The organism is Mesorhizobium sp. M0816 (assembly GCF_040320005.1).
Classification (GTDB): Bacteria; Pseudomonadota; Alphaproteobacteria; order Rhizobiales; family Rhizobiaceae; genus Mesorhizobium.
Map to the genome: position 1 here is coordinate 60,614 of NZ_JAMYOT010000005.1, position 14,307 is coordinate 74,920.

Below are 14,307 nucleotides of genomic sequence, written 5' to 3' on the forward strand. Positions count from 1 at the left end.
CTCAAACTGAAGGTTTCCGTCCCCTTGGCCGGCCTAATCGGCTAAGTTTGAATCGGATCGGACGCAGGTTTGCTGGACGCGACGGAATTTGTAGAAGACGACCAAAAAAATGTCGTATTTACAAATACTTACTGCGCCTGCGTGTAAAAGGGACAACTCAAGCTTGATCCCTGTCCAACGGATCACCGCTTGAAAGGGTGGAAATCGCAATGGAACATGGCGTCAACGACATCGACGCGCTGGTCAGGGAAGAAAAGCGCCTGACCGCCGTGGAAAGCCACAGCGAAGCCTGGGCAGAAGGATTGTCGGCCGGGATCGAGCCGGAAATCATCGCCGAGGCAGCCCTCGAAACGGCATTCGGCGAAATGCTGCGCACCAATGGCGAGACCTCGGCGCTTGCCCTGCTCGATCGCATGCGTGAAAAGGTGATTGCCGGGGCCTTCGAGCCCGAAAGACTGCGGCACTGACCCCGGTTCTTTGACGACGGCGCGCCGCCGGACATCATGTCCGGGCACATGGATGGGCTGGAACCAGGGAGTAGCAGGCGGTGAATTTTTCGATATCAGGCAAGCCGCGCGGCCTGGTCCTCAGCATTTGGCTTACTGCTTCCTGCGCCACGATTCCCCTTGCACTGTTTCTTGCGAGCAGTCCCGCTCACGCCCTCAGCGAGATCAAGCGCGAAGACCTTCCCTCACCGGTCACGCCGCCACCCGACGGTGACATGTCGCCGCCCGGAAGTACCGTGCCGATGCCCGGCCCGCTCGGCACGACGCCACCACCGACCAGCCGGCCGACGCCATCCGACGAGCCGGAACAAACCGAACCGAAAGGGCCGGCCAACGATGGCGGCATGGCCAATCCGCATGTCGATCCGGACGCGCCCGTGCCCGAAGTCGTCTACGACCTGGCCAAGTTGCCGGAACCGGTCAGGCGCATGCACGATCTGATAGTCGAGGCGTGCAAAAGCGGCGACATCGAAAAACTTCGGCCGCTGATCGGCACGGGAGACATGATGACCCAATTGTCGCTGGGCGACATCGAGGGCGACCCGATCGCCTTCCTGAAGGGCCTTTCGGGCGATACGGAAGGCCAGGAGATCCTCGCCATCCTGGAAGAAGTGCTCAGTGCCGGTTTTGTCCATGTCGATGCCGGCACGCCGCAGGATCTCTATGTCTGGCCCTATTTCTTCGCCCTGCTGCTGGACAAGCTCGACGCCAGACAACGGGTCGAGCTGTTCAAGATCGTCACCGCCAGCGACTATGACGACATGAAGCAGTTCGGTGCCTACATTTTCTACCGCGTCGGCATCACGCCGACCGGACAATGGACGTTCTTCGTCGCCGGCGATTGAGTGGCTAAGCATGGTCTCTTGGAGACAGGAGCTTAGCCCGCCAACGCCTCGGAAAACTCCACCGCCCTACCCTGGCCCGGCGTGACGATCTCGCCTTCCCACATCACGCGCCGGCCGCGCACGATGGTGCCGACCGGCCAGCCGGTCACCTGCCTGCCGTCATAAGGCGTCCAGCCGGCCTTGGAGCCTTGCTGGGCGTTGGCGATGGTCTCGCGGCGCTTCAGATCGACGATGGTCAGATCGGCATCGTAGCCGGCGGCAATGCGGCCTTTCCTGGCGATGCCGAATATGCGTTGCGGGCCGTGGCTGGTCAGGTCGACAAAGCGCTGCAACGTCAGCCGGCCGGCGTTGACATGATCCAACATGATCGGCACCAAAGTCTGCACCCCGGTCATGCCGGACGGCGACGCCGGATAAGGCTTTGCCTTCTCGGCCAGCGTGTGCGGCGCATGGTCGGAGCCGAGCACATCAACGATGCCTTGCGCAACGCCGTACCAGACCCCGTCGCGATGGCGCGTGGCGCGCACCGGCGGGTTCATCTGGATCAGGGTGCCCAACTGCGCATAATCATCGGCGCTCAGCGTCAGATGATGCGGCGTCGCCTCGCAGGTCGCGACATCCTTGTGCTGTTCGAGGAAGCCTATCTCCTCGGCGGTCGAGATGTGCAGCACATGGATCCGGGCGCGGACCTGGCGCGCGATTCGCACAAGGCGCTCGGTGCAGCGCAACGCAGCGATCTCGTCGCGCCACACCGGATGTGAGGACGGATCGCCCGCGATGCGCTCGCCAAGCCGCTCGCGCAGCCGGAACTCGTCCTCGGAGTGAAAGGCGGCGCGGCGGCGTGTGTTCCTCAGGATCGAGGCAACGCCTTCGTCGTCCTCGACCAGCAGGTCGCCGGTGGACGAGCCCATGAAAACTTTTATGCCGGCCGCACCAGGCAGCCGCTCGAGATCGCCAGCGTCTTTTGCATTGTCGCGGGTCCCGCCGACCCAGAAGGCAAAGTCGCAATGCATGCGGCCGGTGGCACGCCGCACCTTGTCGGCAAGGGTTGCCTCACTGGTGGTCAGCGGATTGGTGTTCGGCATCTCGAAGACGGCGGTGACGCCGCCGAGCACCGCTGCCCGCGAGCCCGTCTCCAGATCTTCCTTGTGCTCCAGGCCCGGCTCGCGGAAATGCACCTGGCTGTCGACGACGCCCGGAACGATGTGCAGCCCACGGCAGTCGATCGTCTCATCGGCCGACGCCTCGCGGAGGTCGCCGATGGCAGCGATGCGCCCACCATTGATGCCGACGTCGCGAAAACCCTGGCCGTCGTGATTGACCACGGTGCCGCCTGTCAGGATGAGATCGTAGATGGGGGCCATACGGATCCGGTCTCTTGCGGGGGAAGTGCCAGCGGCTTACGTAATGGCCGATAGTTTTGCAAGATCAGGCTCGTTTTCCCACCATGCCCTTTGCCTCGCTCAGAGATCGCGCACTCGTTTCCGTGTCCGGGCCGGATGCCGAGCACTTTTTACAGAACATCCTGACCACCGACCTCGACGTGCTCGGCAGCAGCGAAGCAAAGCCCGGCGCGCTGCTAACGCCACAAGGCAAGATCCTTTTCGACTTCCTGATCTCGCGCGCCGACGAAAATGCTTTCCGACTTGAATGCCGTACCGAGACCGCCGATGATTTCATGCGACGGCTGACGCTCTACAAATTGCGCGCCAAAGTCGAAATTGCCAAGCTGGATCAGCCGGTTGTGGCCGTCGCATGGGGAAGCGATTCAACCACTTCGCAATTTGAATCAGCACCGTTTGCCGATGCGCGGTTTGTCGATACTGCCGTCAAGCGCTTCTACGGTGACACCGCAGATGGCGGCGACCTTGCCGCATGGCAAGCCTTTCGCATCGCCCATGGCATTGCCGAAAGCGGTGCGGACTACCAGCTCGGCGACGCTTTTCCGCATGACGTGTTGCTCGACGAGATCGGCGGTGTCGGCTTCAAGAAAGGCTGCTACGTCGGCCAGGAGGTCGTCTCGCGCATGCAGCATCGCGGCACTGCCAGGCGTCGGGTGTTGATTGTCTCGGCCGGACGCACCCTGCCCACTTCGCGCGCAGAGTTGACCGTGGAGGGGCGACCGGTCGGCACGCTTGGCTCGACCGCGGCCAGGACAGGCCTTGCCATTGCCCGCATCGACCGGGTCAAGGCAGCGCTCGACGCCGGCCTGCCGATCCTGGCGGAGGACGTCGCCGTGTCGCTCGCTATCCCGTCCTGGGCGAAATTCAGCTTTCCGCAGGAAGCCATCGGCGCGGAGGATGCCTGATGGCTGCCGATCGCGCCGGGGCGCCGCCGCGCGCCTGGCAGCGCATGCTGTCCGGCCGACGGCTCGATCTGCTCGATCCCTCGCCGCTCGACATCGAGATCTCCGATATTGCCCATGGCCTTGCCCGCGTCGCACGCTGGAACGGCCAGACCAGAGGCGAGCACGCCTTTTCTGTCGCCCAGCATTCGCTGCTGGTCGAAACGCTTGTCGGCGAGCTGATGCCGGATGCCGACGCCGACGCGCGGTTGGCGGCGCTGCTGCACGACGCGCCGGAATATGTCATCGGCGACATGATCTCGCCGTTCAAATCCGTGATGGGCGGCAGCTACAGGGATTGCGAGATCAGGCTGCAGCGCGCCATCCATCTGCGGTTTTCACTGCCGGCCGAACTCGACGCGGGACTGCGCAAGGAGATCAAGCGAGCGGATCAGATCGCCGCTTATTTCGAAGCAACGCTGCTTGCGGGTTTTTCGACGGCAGAGGCGACGGAGTTCTTCGGCAGGCCGCGCGGTTTCAATGCCGAGCGCTTCGACATCACGCCGCGCTCGGTGACCTGGGCGCAGAATGCCTTTCTCAAACGGTTTGCGGCGATCGAAAAGTCGCGACGCCAGACTGCCGTTCCAGCCGGCTGAAAACGGTAAATTAACCGGCAGGGACAACAGTGCCGTGGTTAACCATGGTCCATAGGCTTGCCTCATGCCCGTTGCCGGTATCAAGGCTGGTTCGTCCGTCCGCCGACGGAGGGCCAAAGGCGTTGGTCAGCCGCAACCTATTGAAGACGAGCTGCGCGAACAGAACGAGCGTTTTTCGGCAGCGGTCGAGAACATGTCGCATGGCCTGTGCATGTTCGATGCCGATGAACGGATGATCATCTGCAACAGGAACTACATCAGTATCTTTCGCCTCGACGCCGAAGTGGTGCGGCCCGGCATCCGGTTTTTCGACATCCTCCAGCACAGCGTGGATATCGGCATCGCCTCGCAAAGCGCTGAGCAACTCTATGCCATCCGCAAGCCCTATATCGACCAGGCAAAACCTTCCACCTATGAGGAAACGCTTGCAGACGGGCGTATCGTCAACATTTCGCACCGGCCGCTGGCGTCAGGCGGTTGGGTATCGATCTACGAGGACATCACCGAGCAACGGCGCGCCGAGCAGGAGTTGAAGGAGCAGCACCGCCGTTTCGACGCGGCACTTGCCAACATGTCGCAAGGCCTTTTGATGTACGATGCGGATGGCAAGCTGATCGTGCGCAACGAACGTTTCCTGGAACTTTATCATGTCAGGCCGGCCGACTTCCCGCTTGGCATGAGTCACCATGATGCGTTCAAGCGGCTGCTGGAACTGGGCATTTATACAAAGCTCGACCCCGACAGCGAAATCTCGCAAATCGAGGCCTGCCTGCGGGCGGGGAAAACACACGTAACGCATCGCCATCTCGCTGACGGCAGAACGCTGCTGGTTGCGCGCCGGCCGATGAGCGGCGGCGGCTGGGTCGCGACGTTCGACGACGTCACCGAGCGCAGGCGCGTGGAAGAGCGCATGACCCATCTTGCGCACCACGACACACTGACCAACCTGCCCAATCGCTCGATGCTTCGCGAACGGCTCGACCAAGCCCTGAGCGACACGAGAGACGGATCGCTGGCGATATTCTCGCTCGACCTCGATCACTTCAAGGCGGTCAACGACACTTGGGGCCATCCTTCCGGCGACTGGCTGCTGAAATGCGTGGCCGAACGGCTGCAACGGTGCCTGCGCAATGAAACGGACGTTGTCGCCCGCTTCGGCGGCGACGAATTCGTCATCATCCAGTTCAATCTCAAAAGCCCGGGCGACGCGGAAAAGTTGGCCAAACGCATCGTTGAGATCATCGGAAAGCCGTTTCGCGACAAAAGACACGACATGCGTGTCGGCATCAGTCTCGGCATCGCGCTGTTTCCGAATGACGGCAAGGACGCCGACACTTTGCTGAAAAATGCCGATATGGCGCTCTATCGGGCAAAGAGCGAAGGGCGCAACCTGTACCGCTTCTTCGAACCAGCCATGGACGCGATGGTGCGGGCACGCCGGGCGCTCGAAATCGATCTCAGGGCAGCGCTGTCGCGCCGGGAATTCGAGCTGGATTTCCAGCCGATCATGAACATCGCCTCCGGCGAAATCGTCGGTGCCGAAGCCTTGATGCGCTGGCGTTCGCCGGTGCGCGGCCTGGTACGGCCGGACGACTTCATTCCGGCCGCCGAGGAGACCGGGCTGATCGTGCCGCTTGGAGAATGGGCGCTGCGAAAAGCCTGCACGACCGCGGCAGGCTGGGCGGCTTGGCGCATCGCAGTCAATGTCTCCGCCGTGCAGATCAAAAGCGGTACCTTTGCCCGCAGCGTTATCTCGGCACTGGCGTTCTCGGGCGTGCCGGCCAACCGGCTTGAACTGGAAATCACCGAAACGGTGCTGATGGACGAGAGCGATCTGGTGCTCAAGACACTCAGGCAGCTACGCGATCTGGGCGTCCGCATCGCGCTGGACGATTTCGGCACCGGCTATTCGTCGCTGGGCTACCTCAGGCGCTTTCCCGTCGACAAGATCAAGATCGATCGCTCTTTCACCCGTGACATCGACAGTCGCGATACCGCGGCGATCGTGCGCACCATCATCGGGCTTGGCGCACAGCTGGGCATCACCGTCACCGCCGAAGGTGTCGAGACCGAAGCGCAGCTTGAATTCCTGCAAAAGGAGGGTTGTGTCGAGGCCCAGGGCTATTTGATCGGGGTGCCGTCAAAGGCGTCGGACATTAATCGGCTGCTGAAGTCGAGCGCGACGATCCGGCAGTCCGGCTAAGTGCGAAGCGCGGGCAACCGGCTCAGATCTCCTTGAGATGACGCTCGATCCGCGTGTTAACTCCTTGATAGGAGAAGGCGGCATTCAGGTGTGGCGAACCAGGAGGTTCCCAACGGGTCAGAGATGTCCGCTCAATGCCTCCACCATATCCTTGTTCGTCGCCACGGGAACGATCTCGAATTCGACCAGATCCGCCCATTCGATGACCCACCGCTGCAGGAGCGTGACGTCATCGGCCTCCACCAGCAGGAAGCAGCGGCTCATATCCGCTGCGATCCAGCTGTGGTGCACGAGAAGCGCGTCCGGCTTCAGGCGGCCCTGGTCGCGGAAACGGCGGTAGATCTCCTTGCGGTCGCAGCCGCGAAAATCCTCGGTTACGAAGAACAGCATCTTTTTCCCCTCAGTTCGGATATTATCGCCCCGGCCGGTCCAGCCGCTCCAGGAACCACTGCGTCAGCCGCACCCAGACCTCGTCTTTTTCGCCGGAGTCTTCCCAGCCGTGGTCGAGGTTGGGGTTGTCGTTGACCTCGATGACGAAGACGCCGTCCCTGGTTTCCTTGAGGTCGACGCCGTAGAGGCCGTCGCCAATGCAGCGCGCCGCGCTCACCGCCGTCTCGACGACATGGGCCGGTGCTTCCTTCAGGGTGAAGGTCTTGATGCCGCCCTGGTCGGGCTTGCCGTTGGCCTTATGATTGACGATCTGCCAATGTTTCTTGGCCATCAGATAATGGACGGCAAACAAGGGCTGGCCGCCGAGGACACCGACGCGCCAGTCATATTCCGTCGGAATGAATTTTTGCGCGATCAGGAGGTCGGAATCCTCCAGCCATTCGGTTGCGAGCGTCTTCAACTCTTCAAAGGTGCCGCATTTCTTGACGCCGCGCGAAAACGAGGAGTCCGGGATCTTCAGCACCAGCGGGAAGCCCAGCGTCTGTGCCGCAACGTCCAGGTCCGAGGTGCCGGCAATCATCACCGTCGGCGGCACCGGTACCTTGTTGTAGGTCATCAGCTCGTTGAGATAGACCTTGTTGGTGCAGCGGATCATCGACAGCGGATCGTCGATGACCGGCATGCCTTCCTGCTGGGCGCGGCGGGCAAAGCGGTAGGTGTGGTTGGAGATCGAAGTGGTCTCGCGGATGAACAGCGCGTCGTAGTTGGCGAGCTTGGCCAGATCCCGCTTGGTGATCGGCTCGATTTCGACACCCATCTTTTCAGCGATCTTGGCCCAGTGGCGCAGCGACGAAATCTCCGACGGCGGCAGTTCCTCATGCGGATCGACCAGCGTGGCGAAAGTGTAGCGCGCCGGCGTGCGGCCCTTGGTGTCGCGCCACTCGCGGTTGGTGTAGGTGTCCAGGCACTGGAGAAAGTGCGTTTCCTCGTCCTCGGTCATCCTGGCCAGGGGATGGAAGCCAATCTTGCGGATCGAGGCCCATTCGGCGCTGTCCCTGATGTGGAGCTCGAGCGCCGGGGCACGGAACCAGTCGAACAGAAGTTTTGCGAAGCGGTCCCAGATCCTGGATGGTCCGATGCCGAAGAAGATGCAGACCTTCTGCGGAAAAGCGCCGCCCAGGTCCTTGCGGCACTTGTTGAGTGCGAGTTCGAGTTCCGGCAACGCGTGCTCATAGAGCTTGCGTTCTGACAGGTCGATCATCGTTTCGACCGTCGGGATGACCTTATGGCCGCGCGAACCGGCAAGCAGCGACGCGTAATAGCCGCGGCTCTGGTAGCCATAATTGTTCGACAGGTTGATGACCTTCGGCCGCTGACCGCGAAACAGTGCCGGATGGGCAAGGTAGTCGCGATTGGTGATGATCTTGTGCGGCGTCGCCACCTGGTCGAGATCGTTCTGCCGGCCGGTAAGGATGACCCAGGTCATTGGCTGTCGCGCTTTCCGAGAGTGATGGCGGCGCGCAATCCGTCGCGGCCGAATTGCGCCATGTTCATGAAGATGCCGTAAGGCACGGGAATATTGGCAGCATCGAGGATCGTCTCCTGCCGCTCGTCCTCGACCCAGGGGTCGTGGATCAGGATATGATCGCCGTCGTCACCGATGGCCAATACCCAGTGCGGAACCTTCTTGCCGAACATCAGGAAGCCGCTGATCAGGACCAGCACCAGTTTTCCCTCTGCGATCGCGGTGCGAATGTCGTCAAGCCCGAATGAACGGTAATTCACCGGGATGCCGTAAAGTTCCGCGCGGCGGCGAAAGTCGACCTGCGCCAGCTCCATCACCCGGCGCTTGTCCTCGCTGCGCACCGACTGCAGGAACAGCGCGCCGTAGAAGGAGACATAGATCTCAGCAGCAAGCCCGCTCTCATAACCGGCGACGGCCAGCCCGAACGGTTCGCAGCCGCCCGGCCCCGACATCATGAAAACGGTCGTCGCCTCACGCCACAGCCGGATTTCCATCACTGGGTCCGGCACGAATCCGGGGCCGAAGTAAGCCATCGCCATCATCAGGCAGCATGGTCCGCAGGTGAATTCGCAAGTCTGCTGATAAAACGGCACTTCGGTGGCGACCGGAATGTCGCCGCGCAAGGTCTTTTCATAGCGCAGCGCCGTGGCGCCATCCTCGTAGTAGTCCGGTTCACGACCGATCTTGCGGTAGCCGCTCTGCTCGTAGATCTGGATCGCGCGCGGGTTGTCCTCGCGGACCTCCAAACGAAGCATCATGCGGCCGTGCTCGAAAGCGGCGGCCTCGGCCTCTTCCAGCAGCAGGCGGCCAACGCCACGGCCGCCGAAAAATGGACCGACGGCGATCGAATAGAGCCGCGCGACGCCGCTGCCCTTGCGAAACAGCACGACCGCATAGCCGGCGACGTGGCCATCGTTCTCGCCAACCAGCAGTTCGGCGGTGTCGCGTTCGATCAGTTGGCGAAAGGAGCGGCGAGAAATGCGGTCGCTCGAGAAAACAGCTTTTTCGATGGCGGCGAGGTCATCGACGTCGGACGCGCGGGCCTTGCGAATCTCGGCAGGCATGCGGGCTCAGAAAACCTCGATTGGGTTGTGGAAACGGCCCTAGTCTAAACATCGGTCACACCAGCCGAAGTGCCAGCATTCAGCAAGCGCTATCGCACCTCGATTAGGGCCGAATTGTGACAGTTTTCAAGGCAGGCAGGTCGCGCAAAGGCTTTGAAACGACCTTCGTGTTTCGGCATCGGCGCGGCTCCGGAAAAACGAGATCCTGCTCAGCTTTTCAAGCCCGCCAGAAGCTGGCCATAGGCGCTCTTGGCCACCGCAGCCAGCTGCTCGCGCGGCAGCGATCCGACGACGGCGCAGCCATAACCCTTGTCCAGCCAGTAGACGGCCTCAGGACCATTTTCCTCGGACCCATAGGTGCCCTTGGCCTTGGCCGCCGATTCGGCGATTACGAAGAGCGATATGCGCTCGCCCTTGTCGTCCTCGTAAAGCAGCATCGCGGCCTTGCCCTGGCCGGCAGGCAGCAGCCGGCCACCGACCAGTTGGAATCCCTGCGCCGTCAGATCTGGCGCGACGAGCTTCAAACCTACCTGGTTCGACAGCCAGTTCTGCAAATGATCCTTGTCGCTTGCCGGCACTTCCACAGCATGCCGCTTTTCAGCGGCATAGATGACGTGGGCGGCAATCGCCTCTTCGGCAAGCTGGTCCTCGGCCGTATTTTCCAGGCCGAGGCCGCCGACGCCGGCAAGATAGCCGCCAGCACCGCCAATCACCAGCATGGCGGCAGCGGCGGCCGCAAGCCACCAACGCGTGCGCGACGCCGCCGCTTTAACCACCGGCGCCTCGCCGAGCACCACTTTATTCAGCCGCACCGGGATTGGTTCGTCCAGCACGCCGTTAAAGGCCGCGCGCAACGCTGCCCGATCGGCGGCGTAGCGTGCGCTCTTGGCCTTCATCTCGGCATTGGCCTCGAGCCATGCCTCATAGGCCGTCCGCTCGTCGCCCGGCAACTCGCCATCGAGCGCCATGTGAATGTCGCGTTCGGAGAAATCGCGCCGGCTCATTTCTCGACGATCCTTATCGATCGGCGGCGCGCGGTATCATCCAGCAGCGCGCGCAGTTCCTCACGCCCGCGCGCGATGCGCGACATCAAGGTGCCGGCGGGAACCCCAAGGATGTTGGCGGCTTCGGCATAGGAAAACCCTTCGATGGCGACCATCACAAGTGCCGCGCGCCGGTCAGGGCTTATCGCCTGCAGCGCGTCGACGATCTCGCGCGAAGCGATGCTCTCGATCTGCTCGGCGGGTGCTGCCTGCGCCTCGCTTGCCTCGAGCGGCAGCATCGCCGCCTCGCCGCGCCGGTTCACCTTGCGCATCTGATCGATGAACAAATGATGCATGATCGTAAACAGCCACCTCCTGGGGCTTTCCCCTGTCTGCCAATTGTCGAGCCGCACGAGTGCCCGCTCGAGACAATCCTGGACGAGATCGTCGGCGGAATCGCGGTCGCGCAACAGTGAGCGTGCATAGCGGCGCAGACGCGGTATTTCGCCAAGGATTGCTGCCTTCTTTTCGTCCATGACCGCTGGTTCTGGAGCCCTGTCCGTGGTGATTGAACGCGCCTTCGCGGCGCGGCGCAAGCGGCCAGCGCGAAGCGGTCCGCCGCCCCGGTCACCCAAGCAACTGAATAACGCTGCCAGTGGCAGGTTTATTCCCGGCCGATCCCCACCTGAAGACCCCTCTACAAATTCCCCTTCGAGAGGTGCTGAACTTCAAATTGCAATCCGGCCTTTTCGACTGATACCGCAGCTGCGGTAAAGAACCATTGTACCTCGGCTGGCATAATAGACAACAATGCCACCGAAATCATAACGGGTCGCCCCACAGCATCCGGATGTTCTTTGTAGAATTGCCCTTCTAAAACGAAAACACAATATAGATTCAGTTTATTCTCTAGAAGCTCAAGATGATTTTCTACATCATCCCAATCGAGATCATCTACAATGCTGAGCAAATATTCACCATTTTTGCCTTTTGCGACAATATCCACGACGTCCGTATGCTGAACAGCCATCTGTCAATAGCCTTTTCCCGTGATCATAGACTCACACTAATTTACCTCCCTCGCGGCCCTTGTCAGCAGCCGCTGATAAAACAAGCCGATGCCGATGAGCACCGCGCCGAGGCCGATGAAGGACAGCGCCCGCAACACGCCTTCCAGTTCGGACATGTCGAAAATGAAGACTTTGAGCACGGCGACGGCGATCAGCGCCGCCGACGCTATGCGCAGCACCTGCGACTTCAGCCAGACACCGGCGGTGAGCAGCACCACGCCGATGACCAGCCACAGTGCCGAATAAGTATAGGTCTCGAGCTGGCCGAGGCCGCTCCACAGGCCGATGAACTCGCCCTTGAACAGCCGCCTGACCGACAGCGTCGCGTAGGCGAAGGCGAGCACCGCCGCCACTACCGCCAGCATGGCCGCATACCATTTCGGCCGCTTGTCGCGGGTATAGAGCGCCAGTGCGCCTGTCGCGACTGCCGGCAAGAGGTAGGCGAGCAACAGAAGGTTGAACACCGGAATGCTGCCGGTCGATTCGTCCGTCAGCAAGGGGTTCAGCGCCAGAAAATGCTGGAGGACGATGAACGCGACCGAGACCACGCCCGCTGCAATCGAGCCGTAGCGCAGCACCGAGCTTGGCGAGCGCATGTCAATGGCGACCAGGATGGCACCGGCACCGATGGCGATCAGCGTGTAGATCGCCTGTTCGGCAAGTGTCGCAGCAGCCGTATCGATGACGCCGCCATGCATGGCATGGCGCACCAGCATGGCAACGGCGAGCAGGGCAAACAGCGCGGCGCCGGCCTCCATTGCGAGGCGCGGTCGGCCGTTGGTGGTTCGGGCAAGCTGCCAGGCGGCAAAACCGAAAGCGAGCGCCGGCACGCCATATCCAAGCAGCAGCCAGTTGAACACCGGCGTCTTCGACAGGGACTCGGCACCGACGATGGTCGGGTCGAAGGCAGCGCGGCCGAGCACTGCAATCACCGCACCAACGGAAATCCAGCCAAGCACCGGATAGCTGCGCCAGCGCGTCGCCAGCGCCGGCACGACGGCGGCTGCTCCGAGCAGGATGGTTGTCCAGCCTGAACCGAAGGCCATGTGCAGCATCAGCAGGCCGGCAATCGCCGCGCCGCCGAGCGCGAAGGAGACGGCAGCGCCGCCGGTCAGCGGCGGCGCTTCGCCGCGCGCTATCCATTCGCCGCCGGCGACGAAGACGCCGACCAAAACGGCTGCGACCCCCGCATAAGCAAGGTCACGGTCGAGATTGCCGAAGGCAGACCAGAGCGCCAGCAGGATGACCAGTGGCGCGACAGCGCTCCAGGCCGCCCATGCGGCGGCGCGCAGCCAGCCAGCGGCCGCAAAACGGCGCGCTGCCCAAAAGCCGGCGCCGATGAAGACCAGGCCGAGCGCGATGCCGACCCTGAGCATCAAGGCATCGGACGCCACAACCGGCATGCCGTCGACGCCGAGAGCACCACCCGAAAAATCGGAAGCGATCGTGGTCGGCGGAATGATGCCGAGATAGACCAGTACCGTCGCCAGCCCGGCGGCGTGCAGCAGTGCAAGCGCCCGCGGCCGGTAGAGCGCCACCGCCACCAGGGCTGCGACAAGGGCGGCCCCCGGCAATGCACCGCGGATGGCGGCGAAGGCCGGATCGACAAACAGGGCCAGCGCCGAAAGGCCGACGAAGAAGCCCGGCGCGATCGACGGCCAGTCGAAGCCGCTGCCGGCGACCGCTTCGTCGCGGCGGCCAAGCCAGACGAAGGCGAGCACGGCCAGTGTCACCCCGTCGATAAAGAGGATGACGGCAAGGTTCGCCCCCGGCGCGTCGGTCATGTAGAAGATGGTCCAGATGCCCGTGGCGACGAAGGCTGCGGCCATCAAAAGCCTCCAGTCGCGGATGCGGGCAATGACGCAGGTGGCGGCGAGCACGATCGCCAGATAGCCGAACAGCGCCCACGGATTGGGCGCCTGCGAGGCGACCAGCAGCGGCGTCACCATGGCGCCGAGCAGGCCGACGCCGGCCAGCGCCTGACCGTGGACCAGGCTTGCCGCGATCGTCGCCACCCCGATGGCGCCGAGCAGCGTGAAAGCGAGCGTCGGGCCGATGAAGCCGTAAATACTGTACGCGGCGTAGACGGTACCGAACAGGATGAAAGCGCCGGCCGCCGTCAGGATCGCCGGGATATAGGCACCGGCGGCACCTTGCACCGGCACCCTGAAGCCGGTGCGCCGGATGAACTCGCCGCCGGCGACCAGCACCAGCCCGAGTGCCGCCGCCATGACAAGCCGCACGCGTGGCCCGAAAATGCCGGCCTCGATGGTGTAGCGGATCAGAAACAAGCCACCCAGCGCCAGCGCGATGCCGCCGACCCAGACCGCCCAGCGGGTACCGAGCGCCGTTTCGACGTCGGACTGGCGAGCTGCCTTCGCCGCTGCCGCCGGTTGCGCCGACTCCGGCGCGGACGGCGCCGTTCTATCGGCATCGGCCTCTGTAGCTGACACGACCGCTGCGGTCCGTGGCGATACGGCCATGTCGGCTGCGGCCGCAAGCGGGATTGCGGCATCCGCCGGTTTGCTGTCGTTTGCAGCCGGTTCCTTGGCTTGCGGCGGCAGCGCAGGCGTGCCCGAAAGCACAAGGCTGCGCAAGGCGCCAAGCTCGCGCTCGATCAGGCCGATGCGGCTCTGCTGGCGTGAAATGATGACGAACAGCGCGATGATGGCGACGAGGCCAATCAGGCTTTCAAACATGGCGGTTCCCCCAAACCAGGCCAGTTGTCACTGACATTCAATGTTCAGTGACATTCAAATGCGGCGGCCAAACGGCCGGTCC

At 62.7% G+C, this 14,307-nt stretch carries 13 protein-coding genes; 5 read left to right on the forward strand and 8 right to left on the reverse strand.

The window, feature by feature from the left end:
- The first annotated feature begins 209 nt into the window (after window positions 1-209).
- Together NKI17_RS09075 and NKI17_RS09080 are read left to right on the forward strand one after the other, a co-directional pair.
- Complete coding sequence (locus tag NKI17_RS09075; RefSeq protein WP_023677749.1) at window positions 210-467, forward strand: hypothetical protein; 258 nt, start codon at window positions 210-212, stop codon at window positions 465-467.
- Window positions 468-547: 80 nt separating this feature from the next.
- Window positions 548-1,351 carry a hypothetical protein gene (locus tag NKI17_RS09080; RefSeq protein ID WP_352905717.1) on the forward strand — a complete coding sequence of 268 codons (804 nt, stop codon included), beginning with the start codon at window positions 548-550 and terminating at the stop codon, window positions 1,349-1,351.
- A gap of 32 nt (window positions 1,352-1,383) precedes the next feature.
- Here NKI17_RS09080 and NKI17_RS09085 read toward each other — a convergent pair whose 3' ends face one another.
- Complete coding sequence (locus NKI17_RS09085) at window positions 1,384-2,715, reverse strand: dihydroorotase (protein WP_352569642.1); 1,332 nt, start codon at window positions 2,713-2,715, stop codon at window positions 1,384-1,386.
- 83 nt (window positions 2,716-2,798) lie between these two features.
- Here NKI17_RS09085 and ygfZ point away from each other — a divergent pair, with 83 nt between their 5' ends.
- The 3 genes from ygfZ (at window position 2,799) to NKI17_RS09100 (ending at window position 6,494) form a co-directional block, all read left to right on the forward strand.
- Window positions 2,799-3,659, forward strand: coding sequence for a CAF17-like 4Fe-4S cluster assembly/insertion protein YgfZ (gene ygfZ / locus NKI17_RS09090; protein ID WP_352569640.1), 861 nt, complete (start codon window positions 2,799-2,801; stop codon window positions 3,657-3,659).
- Entirely contained in the window at window positions 3,659-4,291 is a 633-nt protein-coding gene (locus tag NKI17_RS09095) for a YfbR-like 5'-deoxynucleotidase (RefSeq protein ID WP_352569638.1), read from the forward strand. Before ygfZ ends, NKI17_RS09095 begins: the two co-directional genes overlap by 1 nt.
- A 64-nt stretch (window positions 4,292-4,355) precedes the next feature.
- Complete coding sequence (locus NKI17_RS09100) at window positions 4,356-6,494, forward strand: putative bifunctional diguanylate cyclase/phosphodiesterase (protein ID WP_352905718.1); 2,139 nt, start codon at window positions 4,356-4,358, stop codon at window positions 6,492-6,494.
- 117 nt (window positions 6,495-6,611) lie between these two features.
- On the opposite strand, the gene NKI17_RS09105 is transcribed toward NKI17_RS09100, so the two are convergent.
- From NKI17_RS09105 to NKI17_RS09135, 7 genes are all read right to left on the reverse strand, one after another.
- Entirely contained in the window at window positions 6,612-6,884 is a 273-nt protein-coding gene (locus NKI17_RS09105) for a DUF3303 domain-containing protein (RefSeq protein ID WP_023719871.1), read from the reverse strand.
- Window positions 6,885-6,906: 22 nt separating this feature from the next.
- Window positions 6,907-8,370, reverse strand: a complete 1,464-nt coding sequence (locus NKI17_RS09110) for a RimK family ATP-grasp domain-containing protein (protein ID WP_352905719.1) — start codon at window positions 8,368-8,370, stop codon at window positions 6,907-6,909.
- Complete coding sequence (locus tag NKI17_RS09115) at window positions 8,367-9,473, reverse strand: peptidase C39 family protein (RefSeq protein WP_352795744.1); 1,107 nt, start codon at window positions 9,471-9,473, stop codon at window positions 8,367-8,369. The genes NKI17_RS09110 and NKI17_RS09115 overlap by 4 nt, the downstream gene beginning before the upstream one ends.
- A gap of 209 nt (window positions 9,474-9,682) precedes the next feature.
- A complete protein-coding gene (locus tag NKI17_RS09120) occupies window positions 9,683-10,477 on the reverse strand; it encodes an anti-sigma factor family protein (protein WP_352905720.1) in 795 nt (264 codons plus the stop codon).
- A complete protein-coding gene (locus tag NKI17_RS09125) occupies window positions 10,474-10,992 on the reverse strand; it encodes a sigma-70 family RNA polymerase sigma factor (protein WP_352448995.1) in 519 nt (172 codons plus the stop codon). The genes NKI17_RS09120 and NKI17_RS09125 overlap by 4 nt, the downstream gene beginning before the upstream one ends.
- 161 nt (window positions 10,993-11,153) lie before the next feature.
- Entirely contained in the window at window positions 11,154-11,486 is a 333-nt protein-coding gene (locus tag NKI17_RS09130; RefSeq protein ID WP_051406156.1) for a DUF6572 domain-containing protein, read from the reverse strand.
- Between the two features lie 36 nt (window positions 11,487-11,522).
- Window positions 11,523-14,225, reverse strand: coding sequence for a DUF2339 domain-containing protein (locus NKI17_RS09135; protein WP_352905721.1), 2,703 nt, complete (start codon window positions 14,223-14,225; stop codon window positions 11,523-11,525).
- Between the last annotated feature and the right edge of the window lie 82 nt (window positions 14,226-14,307).

Bases quoted from the DNA above. Each gene is read 5' to 3' on its own strand.
- NKI17_RS09115 (WP_352795744.1), bottom strand. From the start codon at position 9,473: ATGCCTGCCGAGATTCGCAAGGCCCGCGCGTCCGACGTCGATGACCTC.
- NKI17_RS09100 (WP_352905718.1), top strand. From the start codon at position 4,356: ATGCCCGTTGCCGGTATCAAGGCTGGTTCGTCCGTCCGCCGACGGAGG.
- ygfZ (WP_352569640.1), top strand. From the start codon at position 2,799: ATGCCCTTTGCCTCGCTCAGAGATCGCGCACTCGTTTCCGTGTCCGGG.
- NKI17_RS09085 (WP_352569642.1), bottom strand. From the start codon at position 2,715: ATGGCCCCCATCTACGATCTCATCCTGACAGGCGGCACCGTGGTCAAT.
- NKI17_RS09110 (WP_352905719.1), bottom strand. From the start codon at position 8,370: ATGACCTGGGTCATCCTTACCGGCCGGCAGAACGATCTCGACCAGGTG.
- NKI17_RS09130 (WP_051406156.1), bottom strand. From the start codon at position 11,486: ATGGCTGTTCAGCATACGGACGTCGTGGATATTGTCGCAAAAGGCAAA.
- NKI17_RS09095 (WP_352569638.1), top strand. From the start codon at position 3,659: ATGGCTGCCGATCGCGCCGGGGCGCCGCCGCGCGCCTGGCAGCGCATG.
- NKI17_RS09135 (WP_352905721.1), bottom strand. From the start codon at position 14,225: ATGTTTGAAAGCCTGATTGGCCTCGTCGCCATCATCGCGCTGTTCGTC.
- NKI17_RS09125 (WP_352448995.1), bottom strand. From the start codon at position 10,992: ATGGACGAAAAGAAGGCAGCAATCCTTGGCGAAATACCGCGTCTGCGC.
- NKI17_RS09120 (WP_352905720.1), bottom strand. From the start codon at position 10,477: ATGAGCCGGCGCGATTTCTCCGAACGCGACATTCACATGGCGCTCGAT.
- NKI17_RS09075 (WP_023677749.1), top strand. From the start codon at position 210: ATGGAACATGGCGTCAACGACATCGACGCGCTGGTCAGGGAAGAAAAG.
- NKI17_RS09105 (WP_023719871.1), bottom strand. From the start codon at position 6,884: ATGCTGTTCTTCGTAACCGAGGATTTTCGCGGCTGCGACCGCAAGGAG.